At 71.8% G+C, this 19240-nt stretch carries 17 protein-coding genes; 7 read left to right on the plus strand and 10 right to left on the minus strand.

All coding sequences use genetic code 11. The annotated features are described in order from the left end of the window. Positions 1 to 130 precede the first annotated feature (130 nt). Both AB0I15_RS10365 and AB0I15_RS10370 read left to right on the plus strand, forming a co-directional pair. Entirely contained in the window at positions 131 to 529 is a 399-nt protein-coding gene (locus tag AB0I15_RS10365; protein ID WP_358092619.1) for a hypothetical protein, read from the plus strand. Beyond that, positions 526 to 1968 carry a multicopper oxidase domain-containing protein gene (locus AB0I15_RS10370; protein WP_358092622.1) on the plus strand — a complete coding sequence of 481 codons (1443 nt, stop codon included), beginning with the start codon at positions 526 to 528 and terminating at the stop codon, positions 1966 to 1968. Before AB0I15_RS10365 ends, AB0I15_RS10370 begins: the two co-directional genes overlap by 4 nt. Here the strand turns inward: AB0I15_RS10370 and AB0I15_RS10375 are convergent. After that, positions 1965 to 2858 (minus strand): hypothetical protein, encoded by an 894-nt coding sequence (locus AB0I15_RS10375; protein ID WP_358092625.1) that lies wholly within the window; start codon positions 2856 to 2858, stop codon positions 1965 to 1967. The genes AB0I15_RS10370 and AB0I15_RS10375 overlap by 4 nt on opposite strands. Positions 2859 to 3036: 178 nt before the next feature. On the opposite strand from AB0I15_RS10375, the gene AB0I15_RS10380 reads away from it, so the two are divergent. Then, the gene (locus tag AB0I15_RS10380) at positions 3037 to 3903 is read left to right on the plus strand and encodes a fumarylacetoacetate hydrolase family protein (protein ID WP_358092628.1); all 867 of its coding nucleotides are present in this window, start codon (positions 3037 to 3039) and stop codon (positions 3901 to 3903) included. Between the two features lie 80 nt (positions 3904 to 3983). Here AB0I15_RS10380 and AB0I15_RS10385 read toward each other — a convergent pair whose 3' ends face one another. The 3 genes from AB0I15_RS10385 to AB0I15_RS10395 form a co-directional block, all read right to left on the minus strand. After that, complete coding sequence (locus AB0I15_RS10385) at positions 3984 to 5957, minus strand: glycosyl hydrolase family 28-related protein (RefSeq protein ID WP_358092631.1); 1974 nt, start codon at positions 5955 to 5957, stop codon at positions 3984 to 3986. 102 nt (positions 5958 to 6059) lie between these two features. Then, a complete protein-coding gene (locus tag AB0I15_RS10390) occupies positions 6060 to 6782 on the minus strand; it encodes a cache domain-containing protein (RefSeq protein ID WP_358092634.1) in 723 nt (240 codons plus the stop codon). A gap of 33 nt (positions 6783 to 6815) precedes the next feature. Then, positions 6816 to 7541 carry an FCD domain-containing protein gene (locus AB0I15_RS10395; RefSeq protein WP_358092636.1) on the minus strand — a complete coding sequence of 242 codons (726 nt, stop codon included), beginning with the start codon at positions 7539 to 7541 and terminating at the stop codon, positions 6816 to 6818. An 82-nt stretch (positions 7542 to 7623) separates the two neighbouring features. On the opposite strand from AB0I15_RS10395, the gene AB0I15_RS10400 reads away from it, so the two are divergent. Genes AB0I15_RS10400 through AB0I15_RS10415 form a run of 4 tightly spaced genes read left to right on the plus strand, consistent with a single transcriptional unit; the run spans position 7624 to position 11536 of the window. Continuing rightward, positions 7624 to 8697 (plus strand): ABC transporter ATP-binding protein, encoded by a 1074-nt coding sequence (locus tag AB0I15_RS10400; protein ID WP_358092639.1) that lies wholly within the window; start codon positions 7624 to 7626, stop codon positions 8695 to 8697. Between the two features lie 3 nt (positions 8698 to 8700). Further along, positions 8701 to 9906: an ABC transporter substrate-binding protein gene (locus AB0I15_RS10405; protein ID WP_358092642.1), complete on the plus strand. Its 1206-nt coding sequence runs from the start codon at positions 8701 to 8703 to the stop codon at positions 9904 to 9906. Further along, complete coding sequence (locus tag AB0I15_RS10410; protein WP_358092644.1) at positions 9903 to 10733, plus strand: ABC transporter permease; 831 nt, start codon at positions 9903 to 9905, stop codon at positions 10731 to 10733. Before AB0I15_RS10405 ends, AB0I15_RS10410 begins: the two co-directional genes overlap by 4 nt. Beyond that, positions 10730 to 11536, plus strand: a complete 807-nt coding sequence (locus AB0I15_RS10415) for an ABC transporter permease (RefSeq protein WP_358092647.1) — start codon at positions 10730 to 10732, stop codon at positions 11534 to 11536. The genes AB0I15_RS10410 and AB0I15_RS10415 overlap by 4 nt, the downstream gene beginning before the upstream one ends. Before the next feature lie 21 nt (positions 11537 to 11557). Here AB0I15_RS10415 and AB0I15_RS10420 read toward each other — a convergent pair whose 3' ends face one another. Genes AB0I15_RS10420 through AB0I15_RS10445 form a run of 6 tightly spaced genes read right to left on the minus strand, consistent with a single transcriptional unit; the run spans position 11558 to position 19228 of the window. Continuing rightward, complete coding sequence (locus tag AB0I15_RS10420) at positions 11558 to 13834, minus strand: family 43 glycosylhydrolase (protein ID WP_358092650.1); 2277 nt, start codon at positions 13832 to 13834, stop codon at positions 11558 to 11560. Continuing rightward, entirely contained in the window at positions 13831 to 15300 is a 1470-nt protein-coding gene (locus AB0I15_RS10425; protein ID WP_358092653.1) for a sulfatase-like hydrolase/transferase, read from the minus strand. Before AB0I15_RS10425 ends, AB0I15_RS10420 begins: the two co-directional genes overlap by 4 nt. Beyond that, positions 15297 to 16265 (minus strand): aliphatic sulfonate ABC transporter substrate-binding protein, encoded by a 969-nt coding sequence (locus AB0I15_RS10430; RefSeq protein ID WP_358092656.1) that lies wholly within the window; start codon positions 16263 to 16265, stop codon positions 15297 to 15299. The genes AB0I15_RS10425 and AB0I15_RS10430 overlap by 4 nt, the downstream gene beginning before the upstream one ends. A 25-nt stretch (positions 16266 to 16290) precedes the next feature. Continuing rightward, complete coding sequence (locus tag AB0I15_RS10435; protein WP_358092659.1) at positions 16291 to 17070, minus strand: ABC transporter ATP-binding protein; 780 nt, start codon at positions 17068 to 17070, stop codon at positions 16291 to 16293. Next, on the minus strand, positions 17067 to 17876 hold the full coding sequence (locus AB0I15_RS10440; RefSeq protein WP_358092662.1) for an ABC transporter permease: 810 nt from the start codon (positions 17874 to 17876) through the stop codon (positions 17067 to 17069). The genes AB0I15_RS10435 and AB0I15_RS10440 overlap by 4 nt, the downstream gene beginning before the upstream one ends. Beyond that, positions 17873 to 19228 carry an ROK family protein gene (locus tag AB0I15_RS10445; protein WP_358092664.1) on the minus strand — a complete coding sequence of 452 codons (1356 nt, stop codon included), beginning with the start codon at positions 19226 to 19228 and terminating at the stop codon, positions 17873 to 17875. The genes AB0I15_RS10440 and AB0I15_RS10445 overlap by 4 nt, the downstream gene beginning before the upstream one ends. Positions 19229 to 19240: the final 12 nt, after the last annotated feature.

The following is a 19240-nucleotide window of genomic DNA, read 5'->3' on the forward strand; positions in this document are numbered from 1 at the left end:
CCGAGGCGGACGTCATCCCCCGGGCGTACGCCGGGGACGCCCGGCGGGCCGCGTACGACCCCGGGAGTACGCCGCCGTGCCGCCCGGCGACGGATGTGGCCGAGGCCGGACATTCAGCACCATGGCCGGCATGAGTTCCTCCATCCCCGCGCCGCCCGGCTGGATCGTGTGGTCGTTGCGGGCACTGGCGACCGCGCACCTGGCCGGCGTGCTCGGCCAGGCCGCGCTGGCCGGGTTGTTCGTCACCGGCGACGTGGACCTGCTGACCTGGCACCGCGACAATGCCGGGGTCACCCACAGCGTCCTGTACCTGCAGCTCGTCGCGGCGATCCTGCTGTGGCGGCCGGGCCGGGGGCCGCTGTGGCCGGCTGCGGCCAGTCTGGGGCTCGTGGCGCTGGAGACGGTCCAGGTGGCGCTGGGCCAGTGGCGGGTGATCGCGGCGCACTTCCCGCTCGGGATGACGATCTTCGGCCTGTCGGCGGTCTTCACGGTCTGGACCTGGCGCTCTCTTTGCGGGCGGGCGGCATGAGGGCCGTGTCGAGGCGCAGGTTCCTCGGCGTGCTGGGCGGGGCCGGGCTGGCCGCCGCCGGCTGCCGCGAGGTCGCCGGGCAACTCCTGGAGAGCCGGCTGCCGCTGCCGGAACCGTTCACGGTCCCGCTGCCGATCCCCGAGGTGGCCAGGCCGGTGCGCCCCGGCCGGTACGAGGTGACGCAGCGCGTGGCGAAGGTGGAGATCATCCCCGGCACGCGTACCGAGGTCTGGGGTTACGGGGGGACCTTTCCCGGGCCCACGTTCGAGTTGCGGCGCGGGAGCCGTACGACGATCGGCGTGCGGAACGAGCTGCCCGTGCCCACCTCCACCCACCTGCACGGCGGGGTCAACCCGCCCGGCTCCGACGGCTATCCGACCGACCTCGTGGTGCCTCCCGGCCACCACGCGCACCACGGCCACCCCGGGGAGGTGCTGCACCAGGGCGCCAAGGACTACCACTACCCGGTCGACCAGCGGGCCGCCACGCTCTGGTACCACGACCACCGCATGGACCACACGGCGCCGCAGGTCTGGCGGGGGCTGGCCGGGTTCGCGCTGGTGCGGGACGCGGAGGAGGACGCGCTGCCGCTGCCCGGGGGCGAGCGGGAGCTGCCGCTGCTGATCTGCGACCGGGCGTTCGAGGAGGACGGCTCCTTCCGCTATCCGCGGGCCCACGACGCCGGCTACATGGAGGGCGTCGAGGGGGACGTGATCCTGGTCAACGGCGCGCCCTGGCCGGTGGCCGAGGTGAGCGCCACCCGGCACCGGCTGCGGCTGCTGAACGCCTCCAACGCCCGCCGCTACCGGCTCCGGCTGACGCCGGGCGGCCGGTTCACCCAGATCGGCAGCGACGCCGGCCTCCTGGCCGCGCCCGTCACGCACGACAGCATCCCGATCTCCCCGGGCGAGCGGTACGACGTCGTCGTGGACTTCTCGGCCTATTCCGTCGGCAGCGCGGTCACGCTGGTCGACGCCCTGGCCGCGCTTCCCATCATGCGGTTCGTGGTCGCCCGCAGGGCCGCCGACGACAGCGCCGTGCCGGCCCGGCCGGCCCGCCCGCCCGAGCGGCCGCCCGCCGTGGCGACCCGCGTGTTCGACTTCCGCAGGACCGGCGACGTCTGGACGATCAACGGCCACCCCTACCGTCCCGGGGTTCCGCTGGCCAGGCCGCGCCTGGGCACCGCCGAGGTGTGGCGGCTGACCAGCGACTTCCACCATCCCGTGCACGTGCACCTGGCCCACTTCCAGGTGCTGGCCAGGAACGGCAGGCCGCCGGCGGCGACCGACGCCGGCTGGAAGGACACCGTGGACGTGCGCCCGTACGAGGTCGTGGACGTGCTCGCGCGCTTCGAGGGCCACCGTGGCCGCTACATGCTGCACTGTCACAACCTCGAGCACGAGGACATGGCGATGATGGCCGACTTCGAGGTGGTCTAGGGGCAGGCGTCCATGCCGGGGACGGGATGCGTGGCGTGCACGTGCTGCTCGGAGACGTAACCCCAGCCCCGGTCCGCCACGGCCTCGTCGGCCACGGTGCGGTACCAGTGGCCGTCGCGGGTCTCGACCCAGCAGAGGAAGAGGCTGACGCGTGTCAGCAGCCGCCCGGTCACCCTGCCCGCGGCCGAGTACACCGTGGCGGGGCGGTTCGGGCAGACGTGGCCCGTCTGCCAGGTGATGCCGAGGCCGGGATCCCTGACCGGCGGGGTGACGTACGACGCCGGATCGCCCGGGGCGCAGGCGATCTCCGGCCGGGACCGTGGCGCCAGGAGCAGGGCGGCGATCACGGCCGCGGCGGCCAGCACCGCGACCACCACGGGCAGCGGCCCCCCGAACCAGCGCGACGGCCCGGCCAGCAGCAGCGCCGCGTGCGCCGCGACCACCAGCCCGAGCGCGCCCCACGTCCAGGGGTTCGCCATGTTGCTCGTGGCCAGGTTGCCCACCACCCCGGTCACGGCCGGGAGGAGCACGCCGCCCGCGACCCGCCGCGCCCGCCCGGACGACGGCCTGACGCCGTCGCCGGCGAGCACGCGATCCCACGCCGCCCGCCACAGGGCCCGCTCCCGCGCGATCTCCTCCTCGGAGCAGTCGCGCAGCAGCAGGCAGGCCCGCACGATCTGGTCGGTGGCGCGGCGGTCGGGCGTGGCGGCGCGCCGCTCGCCCAGCACGCCGCCGATCGCCTCCACGCTCAGCTCCGGCACGGCGCCGGCCAGCTCGTCGTCCTGCGCGCCCGCCCAGAGGCGCAGCGTGCGCAGCCGATCGACGTAGGCTTCCCAGGTCCTGGCGTCGCCGGGGCGGGGAGGGAGGACAAGCGCGTCGTCCTGCGTCAAGGGGCACCGCCATCGGGATAGTCGCTCAACGTGGGCTTTCGATTACATCAAGCGACCGCAGGTTGTGGCCACCGGAATTCGCCCTCCCGATCACCCCGGCAAAGCACTACGTTGGGTTGATAGGAGACAATTCATCGGATGACATGTGCCCCCTCGTCTGATGGAGCTAGGAGCAGGCATGCAGATCGTACGGTTCACCAGTCCTCTGACCAGCGCCGACGCCGTAGGTGTCGATGACGGGGAGCACGTGGTGGAGCTGACCGGGGTCACCACCGTGGGCGAGCTGCTCCGGCTGTCGTCCGATGGGCTGCGGGAGCGCTGCGCGGAGGCGAACGGGCCCCGGCACCCGTCGGCGGCGGTGCGCCGGCTGGCCCCGGTGGACGGGCTGATGGAGGTGTGGGCGGCGGGCGTGACCTACCGGCGTTCGCGCGAGGCGCGGGTGCTCGAGAGCGAGCGGGCCGCCGACGTGTACGAGCTGGTCTACGACGCCGAGCGTCCCGAGCTGTTCTTCAAGTCCGTGGCCTGGAAGGTCTCCGGCGACGGCGGCCGCATCTCCGTGCGCGACGACTCGGAGATCGACGTGCCTGAGCCGGAGCTGGGGCTGGTGCTCAACGCGTTCGGCGAGATCGTCGGCTACACCGTGGTCGACGACGTCAGCTCGCGCACCATTGAGGGGGTCAACCCGCTCTACCTGCCGCAGGCCAAGATCTACCTGGGCGGCTGCGCGGTCGGGCCGGCGATCAGGCCCGCGTGGGAGGTGGCGGACCCGTACGCGCTGGACATCACGCTCACCATCGCCAGGGCGGGCGAGACGGTGTGGGACGGCAAGGCCAGCACCTCGCAGCTCAACCGGCGCCTCGACGACCTGGCGGGCTACCTGTTCAGGGCCGACGCCTTCCCCGACGGCGCCGTGCTGGCCACCGGCACCTGCCTGGTGCCCGACCTGCCCTTCACGCTCCAGGACGGCGACACGGTGAGCATCGGCATCGGCGAGATCGGCACGCTGACGACCACCGTGGTCAAGGGGCTGGGCGCGATGCGCTGACGCGGCGGGGGCGGGGCCCGGCGCGGCCCCGCCCGTGCTCACCAGGGCGTGCTCACCAGGGCGTGCTCACCAGGGCGTGCTCACCAGGGCGCGGGCGCCGGGGGCGCGACGACCGGCGGGCGGTCGTCGCAGGTGATGGTGTTGGGCAGCAGCCACGGCGCCAGCCAGCCCCCGTCGTTGCCGCCGCGGTCGGTCAGCGAGAACTCCGAGCCCGTGGGCGGGAAGCCGAACGACCCGCAGTTGTTGACCCCGACCGCGCCGACGTTGCGCGCGTCCGTGTTCTCGAACGTCGCCGAGCCCTTCACCCGCGCGCTGACCACCGAGGTGCCGGTGCCGTCCACCCGGGTGTCCTTGAAGTGCACGTTCGTGATGGCGTACAGGTCCTTCACCGACCACTCGCTGACCAGCATGATCGCGTTGTAGGTGTTGTCGAGGAAGTGGTTGCCGCGCACCCGGATGTCGGCGGAGATGTCCTTCTCCAGCGCGTAGAACCAGATGGCGCCCAGGCCGATGTTCCAGTTCAGCTCGTACGTGCCCGACCTGACCGTGGTGTTGCCGGTGATGTCCAGCCGCCCGGTGAACGGCTCGGCGCCGAAGCGGGAGCCCACCTGGATCGCGCTGCCCTCCCTGATCGGGTCGGCCACCAGGTTGCCGGAGACCGTGTTGTCCCGCCCGCCGTAGATCGCGATGCCGTTGGCCAGCACGGGCGTCTGGACGGTGTTGTGGTCGAACGTGTTGCCGGTGTTGGCGCTCTTCTCCGACCACATGGCCAGGGCGTCGTCACCGCTGTTGCGCAGGAAGTTGTTCGCCACGACCGAGTTCGTCACGCCGGTGTGGAAGTTGATGGCGTCGGCGATCTGGTCCACGATGATGTTGCCGGTGATCCGCACGTTGGTCATGGGGCCGTCGAACCAGATGCCCACCTTGGTGTGACGCAGGTGCAGGCCGTCGATCGTCGAGTCGCTCATCGCGCCGCCGATGCCGTTGACCTGGTCGGTGTCGATGCGCTCACGCACGTCGCCCTCGATCGCGAACCCCGACAGGTGCACGTTGCGGCTGCCGCCGTCCTTGCCGTAGAAGCCGACGCCCGTGTGCATCGACCCGTCGGGCGCGGGCTCCGGCAGGGCGACCTCGCGGCCCTTGATGATCGTGTACCAGTTCCCGGCGCCGGTGATCGTCACGTCGTCCACGATGATGTGCCGGTTCACCTGGTACGTCCCCGGCGGCAGGTACACCTTCACCCGCTTGCGCTTGGCGACCGCGATGGCCCTCTCGATGGCCCCGGCCGAGTCGCGCCGCCCCGTGGGGTCGGCGCCGAACGCCAGCACGTCGGCCGCGACCGGCTCCACCCGGGGCGGGCCGACGAGCTCGGAGTCGAGCAGGTCGATGACCGTCCACGCGGCCGTGCTCCCGGCCGGGGCGGTCAGTCGTACCCGGTCGCCCGCCCGGTGGGCGCGGCCGAGCAGCAGGCGCTGCTCGTCGTAGAAGTGGCTGGGCCGGAACGGCTTGGCGATCACGGGCGGGGGCGTGGTGGCGCTGGGCACGCACGAGCACTCGGTGATCCACCAGTCGGGGTGCAGCAGGTCGGCGCCCGGGTCGTTGGAGAACGGGTACTGGTTGTACAGCCAGGAGTACTGCGACGTCAGCGTCATGGTGGCGAGCTTCCTGCCGTTGACCGCGACGTCGAGGGGCGCGGTGATGCCGCCCCCGCCGGGCGCGTCGGGGATGCTGTAGCGCACGGTGATCGCGTTGGCCGTGGCCGGCAGCGTGAACTCCACGTGCTGCCCCGGAGTCAGCCTGACCGCCTTGCGCCCGGACGCCTCCGCGGGCAGCGTGTACGCGCTCCGGTCGGGCCCGATCACCGTGCCGGACGTCGTCGCGTTCTCCGCCTCCTGCTCGGCGAACGCCACCTTGGCGCCCCGGCCCGCGACGAGCGCCGGATCCAGGGCCGCCCGGGTCACGACGGGCGCCTTCTGCTCGGCCAGGGCGGGCGGCGCGGTGAGGCCACTTGCCAGGACGGCGGCGGCCAGCGCCGCGAGGAGCGTGCGGGGCATCGAGGGCTCGTTTCTCTCGGGGGGTGAGGTGACAGTAGGCCCCCCGCACACCGCTCCACAAGGCCCTGTGAACTACTTTCAGTGATGGCTCAAGTTCTTGCGTCAGAAGCGCAAACCATTTGCGGAAACCAGCGAAAGAGGCAGTTCGCCGCAGGGCCGCACGGTGAAACCCTCCTCGCCCCGGAACACCGAGCCCCCGATCCACTTCGCCGTGTTGGAGGCCACGACCCGCCCCGCCGCGCTGATCACGAAAGCGGGCACCGGAACGCCGCGCAACGCGGGCCCGACGGCCTCCTCGAACCGCCGCACGAACACGTCGGCCGCCGCCACCCCGGCGAACGAGCCCCCGGCCGGCACCGGTACCGACAGCGTGAGGCTGTACTCGTCCGTGCACAGGTAGTCCACGTAGGGTCCGCAGATCGTCCGCTCGGCCCCCTCGTACGGCCCCGTGTACCACTCCCAGTGCGTGTAGTCGTAGAACGCGCTGCCGGCCGGGTCGAGGTCGCGCAGGAGCTGCACCGGCGTGCCCGAGGGGTCGTCCTGCCACCACTCCAGGTACCAGGGCGCGTCGGCCAGCAGCCCCGGCGCCGCGATGAACCCGGCGCCCGCCACCAGCCCGCCGAGGTGGCGGAAGAGCGCGGGCCGCAGCGCCTCCAGGTCCTTCCTGACCGGCCGCCGGCCGGCGATCAGGGCGGACGTGCGGTCGCGGACGTCGTCCAGCACGGTGAACACGCCCTCCACGCTCTCGCGGACGCACGCGGCGGCCTGGGCGAGCGGGTCGCCGGGAGGTAAGGGGGTCGTGGCGTGGGTGGCGGGTCGGGGCATCGTCAACCTCCGTGCCTGGGGCCGCGGCCGGGGTCAGGAGTCCGTCAGCCGCAGCTCTATCAGCCGTTCGATCGCGTCGAGCACATGCTGTTCGGCCAGGTCGCGGGCCAGGCCGGGGTCAGCGTGGCGGATGGCCTCGGCGATGGCGCGATGCTGGGCCGTGGCCTCATCGTGCCTGCCCGGCTCGTCGTAAGGAAGCCACAGCAACGGCCCGATGTCGGCCTGTAACCGGATCTCCTCCTGAGTGAGTCGCGCCGACTGCGACGCGGCCGCGACCTCGATGTGGAAACGCCCGTCGAGCCTGCGCAGCGCGGCCGTCGAGTCGGCCCGCGCCATGTCGTCCAGCGAGCGCCACAGCGGCGCCACGTCGCCGGGCAGCGCCCGCCGCGCCGCCAGCCGGGCGGCGGCCCCGGCGATGGCCGCGTAGTGGTCGCCCAGGTCGCGCAGCTCGTCCACGGTGAACGCGCGCAGCCGCGCGCCCGGCTCGGGCGGCTCCCGTGGCGTGCGGACGAAGCTGCCGCCGCCCCGGCCGCGCCGCGTCTCCACCAGCCCCTGCTGCCGCAGCGCCATGAGCGCCTCCCGTAGCGTCACCGTCGAGACGCCCAGCCGCGCGGCCAGCTCGGCCTCGCTCGGCAACTGCTCCCGGTCGGCCAGCAGGCCCAGGGCGATCGCGTCGGACAGGCGGCGTACGACGGCATCGACCCTGCCCGCGCCCCCGACGGGGGCGAACACGGCCAGGTGGGACCCACTCACCGCCATCGCCCCATCCCTCCCGCCGTTAACGACATTGATGCAGGAATCACTCTTGTCGCGAAACATTTGAAATCATATGTTTTCGGTTATGCCAGGCAGCGAGACAGCCGTCGGCTTACGCGGGCTGCGCAAGGAGTTCGGACCGGTCAAGGCCGTGGACGGCGTCGATCTGGACGTACGCGACGGCGAGTTCTTCGCCATGCTGGGGCCGTCCGGATCGGGCAAGACCACGGTGCTGCGCATGATCGCCGGCTTTGAGACGCCCACCGCGGGCGCCGTCGAGCTGGGCGGTAGAGACGTGACCCGGCTGGCCCCGTTCGAACGCGACGTCAACACCGTCTTCCAGGACTACGCGCTGTTCCCGCACATGAACGTGCTCGCCAACGTCGAGTACGGCCTGCGCGTGAAGAAGATCCCCAAGGCCGAGCGCCGCGAGCGGGCCGTGGCCGCGCTGCGCTCGGTCCGCCTCGAAGGTTTCGAGAGCCGGCGCCCCGGCCGGCTCTCCGGCGGCCAGCGGCAACGGGTGGCGCTCGCCAGGGCGCTGGTCAACCGGCCGCGCGTGCTGCTGCTCGACGAGCCCCTCGGCGCGCTCGACCTCAAGCTGCGCGAGGAGATGCAGGTCGAGCTGAAGGAATTGCAGCGCGAGGTCGGCATCACGTTCCTGTTCGTCACCCATGACCAGGACGAGGCGCTGACGATGAGCGACCGGCTCGCGGTGTTCGACCGGGGCCGGATCGAGCAGGTCGGCACCCCCGCCGAGATCTACGAGCGGCCCGCCAGCGCGTTCGTGGCCGGGTTCGTGGGCACCTCCAACCTCATCTCCGGTGCCGCCGCCGAGAAGATCCTCGGCCGGCCCGGCACCTTCAGCGTCCGCCCGGAGAAGCTGCGCGTCGTGCCCGGCGAGTCCGCGGCGGCCGGTCCCGGCGAGCACGCCGCCACCGGGACGATCGCCGAGGTCGTGTACGCCGGCGCGGCCACCAGGTTCGTCGTGGACCTCGACGCCGGCGGGCGGCTGATCGCCCTGCAGCAGAACCTCGAGTTCTCGTCCATGGACGTCATGGGCCTGAGAGGCGCCCGCGTCCGGCTCGTGTGGCAGCGGCGGCACGAGTTCGCGATCGACTCACAGCAGCACGGAGCTCATGGCAGCACAGAGCGGAGGTAGGCCATGCGACCGACCGGACTCGCGATCACCGCGGCGGCCCTCGTACTCGTCACCGCCTGCGGAGGCGGCGGCACCACCACGACCGGCGGCGCGCCCCCGCCGGGCCGCAGCGGCTTCGTCCCGCCCAGCATCGACGCCCCGCAGAACCTCGGCACCGGCGAGGGCCAGGTCAACGTCGTGGCCTGGGCCGGCTACGTCGAGGACGGCACCAACGACCCCAAGGTGGACTGGGTCACCCCGTTCGAGCAGGAGACCGGCTGCCAGGTCAACGCCAAGGTCGCGGGCACGTCGGACGAGATGGTCAACCTCATGAAGACCGGCCAGTACGACGCCGTCTCCGCCTCCGGCGACGCCTCCCTGCGCCTGATCGCCGGGGGCACGGTCGCGCCGGTCAACACCAGCCTCATCCCCAACTACACCGACGTGTTCGACGGCCTGAAGAGCAAGCCGTGGAACTCCGTGAACGGCGTCCCGTACGGGGTCCCGCACGGCCGCGGCGCCAACCTGCTCATGTGGCGCACCGACACCGTCAAGCCCGCCCCCGACTCGTGGAGCGTGGTGTTCGACCCGAACTCGCCCTACAAGGGCAAGGTGACGGCCTACGACTCGCCCATCTACATCGCCGACGCCGCCGTCTACCTGATGGCGACCAAGCCGGACCTCGGCATCAAGAACCCGTACGCGCTGGACGACAGGCAGTTCCAGGCCGCGGTGGACCTGCTCAAGCAGCAGAAGCAGCTCATCGGCGAGTACTGGTCCGACTACACCAAGGAGATCCAGGCGTTCAAGAGCGGCGACTCGGTCGTGGGCACCACCTGGCAGGTCATCGTCAACGTGGCCAAGAGCGAGCAGGCGCCCGTGGAGGCCGTGCTGCCCAAGGAGGGCGCGACCGGGTGGTCCGACACCTGGATGGTGGCCGCCAAGGCCGCGCACCCGAACTGCGCCTACAAGTGGCTCGACTGGATCATCTCGCCCAAGGCGAACGCCCAGGTGGCCGAGTACTTCGGTGAGGCCCCGTCGAACGCCAAGGCGTGCCAGGAGACGGCCGACGCCAAGCACTGCGACACCTTCCACGCCACCGACGAGACCTACTTCTCGAAGGTGCACTACTGGACCACGCCGATCGCCCAGTGCCTCGACGGCCGCGCCGACGTCACGTGCAAGGACTACGCCGAGTGGACGCGGGCCTGGACGGAGATCAAGGGTTGACCCGGGTCGCCTCCTTCCTGCACCGCAGGGCGGGGGTACGCCTGTCGCTGCTGCTGTCGGCGCCGCTGGCGTGGCTGGGACTGGCGTACCTGGGGGCGCTGGCGGCGCTGTTCGTCACCGCGTTCCACACCACCGACACCTTCACCGGCGAGCTGGTCAGGACGTTCACCTGGGCGAACTTCCAGGACCTGGTCACGGTGGAGGTCTACCGGACGATCGCGCTGCGCTCGATCGGCGTGGCGCTCGCGGTGACCGTGATCGACCTGGTGGTGGCGTTCCCGATGGCGTTCGCGATGGCGAAGCCGGCCTCGCCGCGCTCGCGGCGCTGGCTGGTGATCGCGGTGCTGACGCCGCTGTGGGCGAGCTACCTGGTCAAGGCGTACGCGTGGCGGGTCATGTTGTCGTCGGGCGGGCTGCTGGGGTGGGGCTTCGGGGTGACGGCGACGATCCTGACGCTGGCCTACCTGTGGCTGCCGTACATGATCCTGCCCATCTACGCGGGGCTCGAGCGGTTGCCGGACTCGTTGCTGGAGGCCGCGGGGGATCTCGGGGCGCGGGCCGGGCGGGTGTTCAGGACGATCGTGTGGCCGCTGGCCTTCCCCGCCGTGATCGCGGGGTCGATCTTCACGTTCTCGCTGTCGCTGGGCGACTACATCGCCGTCAAGATCGTCGGCGGGCGGAGCCAGCTCATCGGGAACGTGGTCTACGACAACATCGGGGCGGCCAACAACCTGCCCTTCGCCGCCGCCGTGGCGACCGTCCCCGTCGTGATCATGCTGATCTACCTGGCGGCCGTGCGCCGTACCGGGGCCTTGGAGAGCCTGTGAAGCTGTCACGCCTGTCCAGGACCCTGCTCCGCCTCGCGCTCGCGGCGGGGCTGGGCGTGATCTACGTGCCGCTCCTCGTCGTGCTGCTCAACTCGTTCAACGCCGACCGCACGTTCGGCTGGCCGCCGTCCGGGCTGACCCTGCGCTGGTGGGGCGCGGCCTGGAACTCCTCCGGGGTGCGCGACGCGCTGTGGACCTCGGTCCAGGCCGGGCTGGGGGCGACCGCGATCGCGCTGGTGCTGGGCACGATGGCGGCCTTCGCCGTGCAGCGCTACCGTTTCTTCGGCCGCGACGTGGTGTCGCTGGTGATCATCCTGCCGATCGCGCTGCCCGGCATCGTCACGGGGATCGCGCTCAACAACGCCTTCCGTACCGTGCTGGAGCCGTTCGGGGTGGGGCTCGGGCTGTTCACGGTGGTGGTCGGGCACGCCACGTTCTGCGTGGTGACCGTCTACAACAACGTGCTGGCGCGGTTGCGGCGCACGGGCGCCGCGCTGGAGGAGGCGTCGGCGGACCTCGGGGCGGGGCCGTTCACCACGTTCCGGCTGGTGACGTTCCCGATGATCCGGTCGGCGCTGCTGGCGGGCGGGCTGCTGGCGTTCGCGCTGTCGTTCGACGAGATCATCGTGACGACGTTCACGGCGGGGGCCGGGGTGCGGACGCTGCCGATCTGGATCTTCGAGAACCTCTTCAGGCCCAACCAGGCGCCGGTGGTCAACGTGGTGGCCGCCGCCCTGATCGCGGCCTCGGTCGTGCCCGTCTACCTGGCCCAGCGCCTGTCCTCGGACGTGGGCGCCCACTGACGCGGGCGCCCACCCCCGCGATCAGTCCTGGTAGGTCCGTACGTGGTCGAACGCGGCGACCGCGCCCGCCCGGTTCATCGAGAACAGGCCGATCTTGAGCTGGCCCTTCGCCGGCAGCGTCCACACGCCGTTGCGCACCCAGCGCTTCCCGTCCCGGCTCGTGGCCGCCCCGACCTCCGTCTCCCTGTTGGCCGCGTCATGGTGGTACGACAGCCGCAGCCACATCGTCTCCGCCGTCGGCCCGCCGAACATCGGGGCGTTGGCCACGGCGATCGGCGGGGTGGTCGTCGGCCGCTCGCCCTCCTTGGCGAACTCGCTCATCCGCAGCACCGCACCGTTGCCCCGCGACAGCGGAAGGGCGGAGTGGGCCATCTTGAAGTAGCGGTCGTCGTTCTCGTACAGCAGGATGCCGGCCTGCTGGTTGCCCTGCGCCGGCGCGAAGCGCAGCTTGGCCTCCACCGTGTAGTCGCCCTCCGGCGCGTCCCGCAGCAGCACCGACGCCGTGTTGTTGTCCAGGTACAGCTCCGCGTTCTGGGTCGGCCAGGACAGCGCGCCGCCCGACACCGTCACCCCGGCCGCCGGGCCGCGGACCCAGCGCCACGCCGGGTCCAGAGCGCTGCCGTCGAACTCGTCGCCGTACGCGGGCAGCAACGTGCCGGGCCGCGGCTCGGGAACCCGCTCGGTGACGGGCGTGTGGAGCCTGGCGGCGCCCACGTTGTCGGCGTCGGCCGCGCCGCGGGCGATCGCCCCCACGGAGCCGGGCCTGGCCGCGGCCTGCGGCAGCGTGCGCCGCTGCGCCGCCACCGGATCGCCGAGCTGGTCGGCGCTCACCTGGACCGACAGCGCCGTGCCGCGCAGCTCGGCCACGACCGTGTGCCAGGTGCCGTAATCGAAACCGGCCGGCAGGGGCGTGACCGACTCGCCCCGGCTCTGGCCGCCGATCACCACGTCGGTGACCAGGGCGCCGCGGTCCTTGTCCAGCACGGCCGAGACGTGGTCGTCGCGGTTGACGAAGGCGAGCGTCAGCCCGGCCGCGCCGCCGGCGGTGATCCGCACGTCGGCCTGGGCGCGCACGTCGGCGGCCGGCGCCTTACGCCCCGAGACCAGGTAACCGGTGCCGGAGCCGTAGCCTTGGGAGTCCTGGCCGGTCTTCGCCGTCCAGGAGCCGCCCTCGGTACGCCAGCCGGTCATCGAGCCCTCGCCGAACGTGCCGCCCACGTCGAACGAGGCGACGGGCGCCGGCTGGGCGCCCTCGGACGGCCCCGCCCCGGCGCGCACCACCGGCCAGCCGTCGATCCAGTCCAGGCGGTCGATCAGCAGCGGGCGCTTGCTCAGGCTCTGCAGCCGTCCCGGGCCGACCGGCGGGAAGTCCGGGTCGTCCGTCGGGATGGCGTGGTAGACCAGCCAGTCCTGGCCGGACAGGTCGGTCTGGAAGCCGCTGTGCCCCGGGCCCGCCCAGCGGTTGCCGTTGGCGCCCACCACGATCGCGCCCTTGCTGGTCAGCGCCATCAGATCGACGCCCTCATCGTCGGTGAACGGGCCGAACGGGCTGGTGGAGCGGCCCACCTTGACCTGGTAGCCGCTGTAGGCGCCGTCGCAGCAGCCGGCGTCGGAGTAGAACAGGTAGTAGTGGCCGCCGCGCCGGACGACATACCCGCCCTCCATCCTGCGGCCCCTGGCCACCTGGGTGGCCGCGCCCTCGACGAGGGTCGCGTCGGCGTTCATCCGCGCCACGCAGATCACGTCGTAGCTGCCCCAGTACATGTAGTGGGTGCCGTCGACGTCGGTGAACTGCGCCTGGTCGATGTGGCCCGTGGGGCACGTGGCCTGGGTCGCGGCCGGCAGGACGTCGCCCCGGTCCGTCCACGGTCCCGCCGGGGTCGGCGCGGTGACCAGCCCGAGGTCGCCGGACGCCAGCGAGTAGTACAGGTGGTACGTGCCGCCGATGTAGCGGATGTCGGGCGCCCAGAGCCGGGTGCCGGCGTGCCAGGCGGGCTGGGTCCGCGCCGTGAAGACGTCGCCGGCGTACTCCCACGTCACCATGTCCGCGGAGCGCATGATCGGCAGGATGCGCTCGCCGGGCTCGCCCTTGCTGTTGAAGACCGGGTTCTGGGTGCCGTAGGCGTACCAGTAGCCGTCCTTGCCGTGGATCATCGTGGGGTCGGGGAAGGTGTCCACCACCCCGGCCGACACCGGGTTGGCGTAAGTCGCGGGGGTCGTGGAGGTCACGGCCTGGGCGGGTAAGGGGCTGACGGCCAGGGTCGCCAGCAGGGCGGCGACACCGAGGAAGATCCTCATGCGGAGGTGTCCTCTTTCTCGAAGGAGCTCAGCGTGGGGTCGTAGTCGAGGGCGCCGATGTCGTACATGGGCGTCATCCAGTGGTAGAAGTTGTCGCCGCGTTCGCGCAGCAGGTCGTACAGCCTGCGCATCAGGCGGCGGCGGACCGGGGCCAGCTCCGGGTGGGTGTAGCGGTTGCTCAGCTCGTGCGGGTCGTCCTGGAGGTCGTACAACTCGTTGACCGACTCCGGGTTGACGACCAGCTTGTAGCGGTCCTCGCGGATCATCCGCTGCGGGTAGGGGAAGTGGTGGCCGTGGAACTCCGCGAGCAGCTCGGCCGGCCACTCCGGGTGCTCGCCGCGGACCAGGGGCACCAGGCTGCGGCTGTCCACGGCGGGCTTGGTGTCGCAGCCGGCCAGCTCCAGGATCGTGGCGGTGCAGTCGGTCAGGTTGACGAACTCGTTCCTGACCTGGGGCCGCTGACCCGGGATCCGGACGATGCCGGGGATGCGGTAGATGTCCTCGTACATGGCCGGGCCCTTGTCGTGCAGGCGGTGGGCGCCGGTGAACTCGCCGTGGTCGGCGGTGAAGAAGACCGAGGTCTGGTCCGTCAGGCCCAGCTCGTCCATCCGGTCGAGGATGCGGCCGATCTGCTCGTCGATCAGGGTCACATAGCCCCAGTAGACCGCGATCAGCTTGCGGGTGACCTCGATCGGGATCGTGTCGAACGTCCAGTGGGCGCTGTAGTTGCGCTGCACCGGCGGCTTGCCCTCGAACGTCTCCGCGATCGACGGCGGCAGCTCGACCAGGCTTGGGTCGTACATGTCGAAGTACGCGTCCGGCAGCAGGTACGGCAGGTGCGGCCCGAAGAAGTGCGTGGCCAGGAAGAACGGCCGGCCGTCGGCCGCGTACCGCTCCAGGTGCTCGATGGCCCTGGTCGCCAGGTAGTGCTCGAACGTCGCCTCCACCGGCTGGTGCAGCCGCGCCGCCAGCAGGTTCCCCTGGTTCCCGTTCGGCGTCGTGCCCCGCACCAGATCCGAGATCTTGTACGGCGGCAGCCCCCGCTCCTCCAGGTACGCCAGGTAGTCCGGATGGTCCACCGGGTTGTGCCAGCCCGGCAGGTCGGGCCCGTCGAACCCGTACGAGGCGGCGTTCCTGCTGGTCCCCCCGTGCCACTTGCCGATCAGCCCGAGCTGGTAGTCCTGCTCCTTCAGCGCCTCGGGAAAGGTGAAGGCGTCCTCGCGCAGGTCCTCCAGATAGCCGACGTTGCGCTCGTAGTTCGCCAGCAGCCGGTGCCGGAACGGCGCCTGCCCGGTGAGCAGGCTGGCCCGCGAGGGCGTGCAGATGGCCGTCGGCGTGTAGAACCGGTCGAACCGGGTGCCGCTCGCGGCCAGCCTGTCCAGGTTGGGGGTGGCCACGTGCGGGTTGCCGTAGCAGCCCAGGGTGTCGACGCGGTGCTGGTCGGTCATCAGGAACAGCAGGTTCACTTCGTGAAGGCCTTCGTGTAGAGGTCGCCGGTGTAGTACGTGGCCGGGTCGGGCTTCGACTTGAGCTGACCGGTGCTGACGAAGAAGTCGCCCAGGCTGTTCAGCCACTTGGCCACGGTGCCGTCCTTGGTCTTGCCGACCAGGTCCTCGGTCGTCATCACCTGCACGTTCGCCGCGTCGGCCTTGACCTTGGCCGCGTCCAGCTTGAGCAGCGCGGCCGCCTCGGTGATCGACTCCTCGGGGTGCGCCGCCCGCCAGTCGTTGGCCTCCTGCAGCACCTTGATCACCTTGTCGGTGAGCGCCGCGTCCACCCCCGTGCCGCCCACGAAGGCGGTCGGGAACGAGCTCTCGGGGAACTCCTTGGTGCTGGCCAGCTCGACCGTGCCGGGCACCTTCTGCTTGATGGTGTCGATCAGCGGGTACCAGATCCCGGCCCCGTCGATCTGCCCGGCGGCGAACGCCGACACCACGGTCGCCGGGTCCATGGGCACCTTCTGGATGTCCTTGACCGTCATCCCGGCCTTCCGCAGCGCCAGGTTGAGCACCATGTCGCCGGACGTGCCCTCCGGCACGCCGACCTTCTTGCCCTTGAGGTCCTGGATGCCGTTGACGCCGGGCCGGCCGATGACGCGGTCGGCGTACGCGAGCGTGTTGATCGCGACGACCTTGGCCTTGCCGGAGGCGGGCAGCCACATCGCACCCGGGCCGATGTAGCCGAAGTCGAGGTCGCCGGCGCCGAGCGCCTGGATCTGCAGCGGGCCGTTGGTGAAGACCTTGATCTCGGGGGTGAGCCCCTGCTTGTCCCACAGGCCCTGCTTCGCGGCGATCGCGAGCAGGCTGGCGCCGTTGTAGTCGCTGATGTAGCCGAACCTGACCGTGGAGCCGTCGTCGGAGCAGGCGGTCACGGAGAGTGCTATGACGCTCACCGCCGTGGCGGCCGTCAGGGTGCGGCGAAGAGAACGCATGGCGGGTCAGTCCTTTCTGAGACGTTCAGGCCGCGGACGCGGCGGGAGCCTGGTGGTACACGGCGTGCCAGACCTCGTTGCGGATGCGCCCGAACTCGGGCGACAACCGCATCTCCTCGGTCCTCGGGTAGGGCAGGTCCACGTCGATGACCTGCTGGATGCGGCCGGGCCTGGCCGCCATCACGATGACGCGGCTGGCCAGGTAGACGGCCTCGTCCACGTCGTGGGTGATGAACATGACCGTGCGCTGCTCCTGGCTCCAGGTGTCGAGGAGCTGGTCCTGGAGCTGCACCCGGGTCAGCGCGTCGAGGGCGCCGAACGGCTCGTCCATGAGCAGGACCTGTGGGTCGACCGCGTACGCGCGGGCGATCGCGCAGCGCTGCTTCATGCCGCCGGACAGCGTCTTGGGCAGCGCGTCGGCGAAGTCGGACAGCCCGACGAGCTCGATGGCCCGCTCGGCCCGCCGCCTGCGCTCGTCGGTCGGCAGGTCCATGAGCTTGAGCCCGAACTCGACGTTCTTGCGCACGGTCAGCCACGGGAACAGCGCGTACTGCTGGAAGATCACCCCGCGCTCCGGCCCGGGCCCGGTGACCGGCCTGCCGTCCACCAGCACCTCGCCGGAACCGGGCTCGACCAGCCCGGCCGCCATGCTCATGAGCGTGCTCTTGCCGCAGCCCGACGGGCCCACGACCGTGACGAACTCGCGGTCGGCGATGTCCAGCGACACGTGGTCCAGCGCGACGAAGGTCTCGTCCTTCATCGGGAAGGTCTTGACCACGTCCCTGAATGAGATCTTGGCGTTCATCGGCGCTCCTGCCAGTCGGTGAGGCGGCGCTCGGCGAGCAGCAGCAGCCGGTCCATCAGCAGGCCGAGCACGCCGATGGCGATCAGGCCCACGAAGATCGTGGACAGGTCGTAGTAGAGCTGGGCCTGCTGCATGCGGAAGCCCAGGCCCTCCTGGGCGGCGATCAGCTCGGCGGCGACCAGCGTGCCCCAGGCCGAGCCGAGCCCGACCCGCATCCCGACCAGGATGAACGGCGTGGACGCCGGCACCACGACCTTGAGGAAGATGGTCCGGTCCGAGGCGCCGAGCACGCGGGCGGCGTTGATCAGCGTCTTGTCCACGTCCACCACGCCCTGGAACGTCGCCACGACGCTGGACAGGAACGACGCCAGGAAGATCACGAAGACCTTCGGCACCTCGCCGATGCCCATGAGCACGATGGCCAGCGGGATGATCGCCAGCGGCGGGATCGTCCGGAAGAACTGCACGTACGGCTCCAGCAGGCCGCGCGCGGTGGCGTACCAGCCCATCAGGAAGCCGATCGGGATGGCCAGCAGCGTGCCCAGCAGGAAGCCGAGCAGCACCCTGCGCAGGCTGGCCATGGCGTCCAGCAGCAGCGTGCCGTCCGAGAGCAGCTCGACCGCCTTGGCCGCCACCTCGAGGGGGCCGGGCAGACCCTGCACGCCGATCGTGGCCAGCAGCGTCCACAGGACCAGGCCGATGACGACGGCGATCAGGTTGAGCGCCACGGCGCGTCGCGAGCGATTGGGGCCGCGCCGCGCGGCCGGGGCCGCGGGCGACTTGCCCAGCGCGGTGAGCTGGGTCATGGGTTCATCAAGTCCTCAAGTGCGAGATCCGGTCCTGCCGGATAGCGGGACAGCAGCGGGGATTCGTGCAGCACCAGGGCGATCCCGCCGAGGGCGCCGGCGACCTCGCCGAGCGTGGCGCGGCGCAGGCTCACCCGGTGGCGGGAGACCGGCATGACGTGCTCGCCCAGCGTCCGCTCGACCGGCCCGATCAGCGCGCCGCCGGCCTCGGCCAGCTCGCCGCCGATCACTATCACGCTGGGGCCGATCGCGTTGCACAGGGCCGCGAGCACCTCGCCGATCCTGGCGCCGACGCCGTCGAGCAGGCGCAGGGCCGTCGCGTCGCCGGCCCTGACGGCCTTGAGCAGCTCGGGCACGCCGTCGGCCCGGCCGCCCGCGGCGCGGTAGGCGTCCAGCACGGCCCGGATCGAGGCGACGGTCTCCAGGCAGCCGGTGCCGCCGCAGCCGCACCGGGCGCCGCCCGGCTCGACCGTGATGTGGCCGAACTCGCCGGACAGGCCGTACGCGCCGCGGTGCAGCGACCCGCCGACCACGAGCCCGCCGCCGACGCCGTGGGACAGGCGCAGGTACAGCACGTCCCGCCCGCCGGCGGCGGCACCCCAGATCGCCTCGCCGAGCGCGGCCAGGCGGGTGTTGTTGTCGATCAGCACGGGCACGCCGAACCGCTCCCGCAGCAGCACCTGCACGGGATGCGGCGCCACCTCCTCCGCAACGGCGGCATCGTCGGCGCCGCCACCCTCCTGGCCGCCGTCCTCGGCATCCGGCCCAGCGGACCCGCCCACTGGGCCGCTTGCGGGGCCGCCCTCCGGGCCGCCCATTGGGCCGCTTGATGGGCCGCCCTCCGGGCCGCCCATCGGGCCGGCCGTCGGACCCGCCACCGGGCCGACCACGCCGACGCCGATGGCGTCGAGGGCGCCCAGGCGGAGCGCGCCCGATCCCGTGCCGGTGAGCGAGCCGATGAGCCGCTCGGCCAGCTCGACCCGCCCCTCCCAGGACAGGTCCGCCGGGTGCGGCTCGCTGGCCGAGCCGACGACCTCGTGCGCCAGGTTGACTGCCGCGACGTGCAGCCCGCGGCGCGCGAAGTCGATGCCGATGGCCTGGCCCGCGTCCGGGTTGAGGGTGAGCGTCTCGGCCGGCCGGCCACGGCCGCGCGGCGTCTCCTGTGCGCTGGCGGTGACGACGGCGCCGCTGGTGACGAGTTCGGCGAGAATGTCGTAGAGGGTCGTGCGCGACAGGCCGCAGTGCTTGCCCAGCTCGCCCCGGCTGAGCGGGCCGTGCTTGCGCAGCAGTCCGAGCACGAGCTCTTCGTGCCCGCGCCGGAGCTGCGACAGGGGGCCACGGGGTTGTGACATGACGCAGAGTCT

This window comes from Nonomuraea sp. NPDC050643 (genome assembly GCF_040654715.1).
Lineage (GTDB): Bacteria > Actinomycetota > Actinomycetes > Streptosporangiales > Streptosporangiaceae > Nonomuraea.